The sequence below is a fragment of the Streptomyces sp. NPDC027672 genome (genome assembly GCF_055566335.1).
The window spans coordinates 1-3068 of record NZ_JBVHSO010000035.1; the positions used below are offsets into that span (position 1 = coordinate 1).

Below are 3068 nucleotides of genomic sequence, written 5' to 3' on the forward strand. Positions count from 1 at the left end.
GGGCGGAACAATGCGGAGCTCCGGCCTGGTGCGGGATCCGACGATGCCTGGAGAACAATGGAGAGCATCACGGTGGTGATCCCTACCCCCGCACCCAGCATGAGAGCGATTGCCAGATGAGTGCCGATTCGTTGCTTGAAACGGATCAACGACATCCTGATGTAATAACCGTGCACGTACCCTCCTTGGCTTTTGCAGAGCCCTCAACTTCAACTCGACGGAACTCCCCGTAAAAGAAGTTGCTCTCCTTCTTTCAGCTCACCTATTCCAGCCATGTATGGACTGCAGGCGCAGAAGGTCAGGCTTTCGTCCTCTTGGTACACCAGGATCTCGCCCATCCTGCTGTCGAACAGCTCCCGGCATGCATGAACAAGGGCTGGAAAATCCCCAAGATCCGCTTTGGGTCGCCCCCTTGGGAAACTCAGTGCGAACGCTTCTCCGTGATAACTGCATATGATTGGGATGCCTTGCGGCTGTTCGACGAAAAATGGATGCCACTGCTGCTCCCCTTCTGCGACATCAGAGTCACCATTCCACCGGAAGTAGGACCAGACTGACTTCTGTACGAAGTTTTCCAGATGCGACATATCAGGCATTCGATGACCGAACCCAAAAGCGAACCGTGGCGTTTTGATGTCTGGGATACGCTCGGAAAGAAGCTTCCACTGCACATTCAAGGGGAGGAGCGATCTACTCACCCCGCGAGGACCAATTCCGTGTGCCAGTGCGTGCGCTCGCGACAGAACCGAACCCAAAGCCGTGTATGCCCAGTTCTCATGCAGACGGAATGTACGAAGACGCTTGCCAATCTCGGTGCAGGAGAGATCGAATACTCTGTTGATGATGTAGGCAGAACACACGCTCGGAACCGATTTCTCCAGTACGGGTTCAATGATCTCAGCCTCCTGAACGCGCCAATTTCGAGTCAGCTCGTCCAGATGGATCACACTCACACCCCGAACATCCCCGAGCACGGCTGCGACGACGTCTTCCGGATCGGAGTGGATAACAATGGTTGGAATCTTCATGCCGCGCTCTCCAGCATTTCCCCTGGCACTCTTTGGCTGTACCCGGCCCTGATCTCCTCCTGAATTTCATCCACGACCGCCATCAGCTGCAACGAGGCGGGTGACTCCAGTACGAATAGCGTCGATACCTTCCGTTCGATGAAGAATCCGCCTGCTACGTGCATCAGTCGTCGCTTCATTCTCCTCCCGGCTTCCTCTCCAATCCCAGCACCGATACCAACCAACCTCCCGAGAAGCTGGTGGATGGCGTAGTAAACAAAAACCGCGTGAGCCAGTGAATGGTTCGGAATGAAGTTACCTGACCATGGTGAAACCGGGCGAACTCTGATTGCACCTGACATGAACTTCCCATGCACCTCTTCATAGGCGGAGAGGTACGAGTGGACAGACTCATGCAGAATTGCCTCTGCGCAGATATCCACGGTCATTTCCGGCCTGTGGACATTGAGGATTCGGATACAACCTGCATGAATCGGTCGATACTCGGATCCAAGATTCAGAGGTGAAGCCTGATCACCCGACTCGATCGACTTCCTCACGAGCACACGCCTTGTGAATGTTCGAATCAGGAGACCCAGATGTGGAGTGGCTTCGTCCACAAGCCTTATGGCCGCTTCCAGCTTCTCCTGGATTACGGCAAGCTCTTCCGATGAGATGCTCAGGAATGGATTGCAGAACGTTCCGCTCTCTGGCTCGTTTCGACGTGCCAGCCCACTATCCACGTCCAGAGCGATCACACCGCCCACCTTTGCGCGCTCGACCTTCTCAAATCCGGATTCATGCCGCCTGATCACCCACTCCCCAAGAGGGCTTTCGACTCCTATCCCTTGGTGAAATTTGCCCATTTCTTCATGGATGGGAGCAACTAGACACTCCGCCATTGCGGCGAGATGAAGCGCTTCGATGGTCGTGACAGGCCTTCCATCTGTATCTTCATGGGAGATTCCATCTGGATCATCCATGAATCCGGAAACCCACGGGGAGCCAAGCAATCTTCTTCTCGCCGCGGGATCCAGCTGCTTGAATGTTCTTTCAAAGCTCTCAACACGCTCTTGATTCTCAAGCCGCTCATCTCTGAATTTTGAAAGAGCCTCACCCAAACGACGCGGAGTTATTTCAAACCATGCATCCAGCAGCACCGAGCAAACGTCAACCGTTTTGCATGGATCTTCAATTGCTCTCCTGAGATCCTCTATGGAAGTTCTCATCAACCTCTCCTTGGTGACGGACGACCACCCCCATGGGCGGCCGTCCGCGTTCTTAGACGTTGAACTTCTGGGCGTCAGGAACTACGTGCGCAAACTGGAGCTCTTCACCTGACGAGTAGTGGCCGCAGTGGGTACCACCGCTTGAGTAGTTGGTACATTGAACACCTGCGATCTCGCTATCGCCGGTTCCTTCTCGCAACTCCGCCCCACTGACGAGAGTGATGTCCAGCAAAGAGGCGTTCTGGATCTGCGTGAGATCATTGGACGCACTTTCCTGCGACGCAGATGCGATTCCGGATAGACCAAGCATTGCAATGAGTGCCGGAGGAAGAAGCACGGACTTGCAGATCTTCGACATTGTTCAGCTCCTTGAAGTTGATACTGCTGAATATGGCCGTGAGCTTGCGCGGCTCCTGGCCAGCGTCAGCGATTGCTGACGATTTAGACTGTTCCAGCAGAGTCATCGACATCAATAGCAGCAGATTCCTTTGCAACTATCCTCAGTGCGGGGACCTTCACGTAGCGTCTGGAGATGACGCAATCCGCCGAGTGCGGGGGATTCTCCGAATCAGTGACATTGGAAATGGCGGAGGAAAATTCATGCTGGATACGACTGACAATCGATTAATTCCAGAAGTACCAGCCCGCTGCAGCCAGCAGCGCGCCAAACGACGCCACCTGCACCACCACATAGCCCACGCCACTGTCGCGCGACTCAGCGGCGATGCGCTTCTGCAGCGCCTCGCTCACATCCGGTGTCTGTTCCTGCTGCGCCTGCTCACGCAACGCCTGCGCCAGCGCGCGCTTTTCCGCATCGCGAGGGTCGGTCGGT

4 protein-coding genes are annotated in these 3068 nt (G+C 55.0%); all 4 read right to left on the reverse strand.

Annotated elements, in window-relative coordinates; genetic code table 11:
• Positions 1 to 209: 209 nt before the first annotated feature.
• Positions 210 to 1028 carry a hypothetical protein gene (locus ACZ4SV_RS36325; protein WP_049435997.1) on the reverse strand — a complete coding sequence of 273 codons (819 nt, stop codon included), beginning with the start codon at positions 1026 to 1028 and terminating at the stop codon, positions 210 to 212.
• Positions 1025 to 2236 (reverse strand): hypothetical protein, encoded by a 1212-nt coding sequence (locus ACZ4SV_RS36330; RefSeq protein ID WP_152906225.1) that lies wholly within the window; start codon positions 2234 to 2236, stop codon positions 1025 to 1027. The genes ACZ4SV_RS36325 and ACZ4SV_RS36330 overlap by 4 nt, the downstream gene beginning before the upstream one ends.
• 52 nt (positions 2237 to 2288) lie before the next feature.
• Positions 2289 to 2594, reverse strand: a complete 306-nt coding sequence (locus ACZ4SV_RS36335; RefSeq protein WP_152906226.1) for a hypothetical protein — start codon at positions 2592 to 2594, stop codon at positions 2289 to 2291.
• Between the two features lie 266 nt (positions 2595 to 2860).
• On the reverse strand, positions 2861 to 3068 hold a 208-nt coding region (locus tag ACZ4SV_RS36340), incomplete at its 5' end, for a hypothetical protein (RefSeq protein ID WP_468011435.1).

Bases quoted from the DNA above. Each gene is read 5' to 3' on its own strand.
- ACZ4SV_RS36325 (WP_049435997.1), bottom strand. From the start codon at position 1,028: ATGAAGATTCCAACCATTGTTATCCACTCCGATCCGGAAGACGTCGTC.
- ACZ4SV_RS36330 (WP_152906225.1), bottom strand. From the start codon at position 2,236: ATGAGAACTTCCATAGAGGATCTCAGGAGAGCAATTGAAGATCCATGC.
- ACZ4SV_RS36335 (WP_152906226.1), bottom strand. From the start codon at position 2,594: ATGTCGAAGATCTGCAAGTCCGTGCTTCTTCCTCCGGCACTCATTGCA.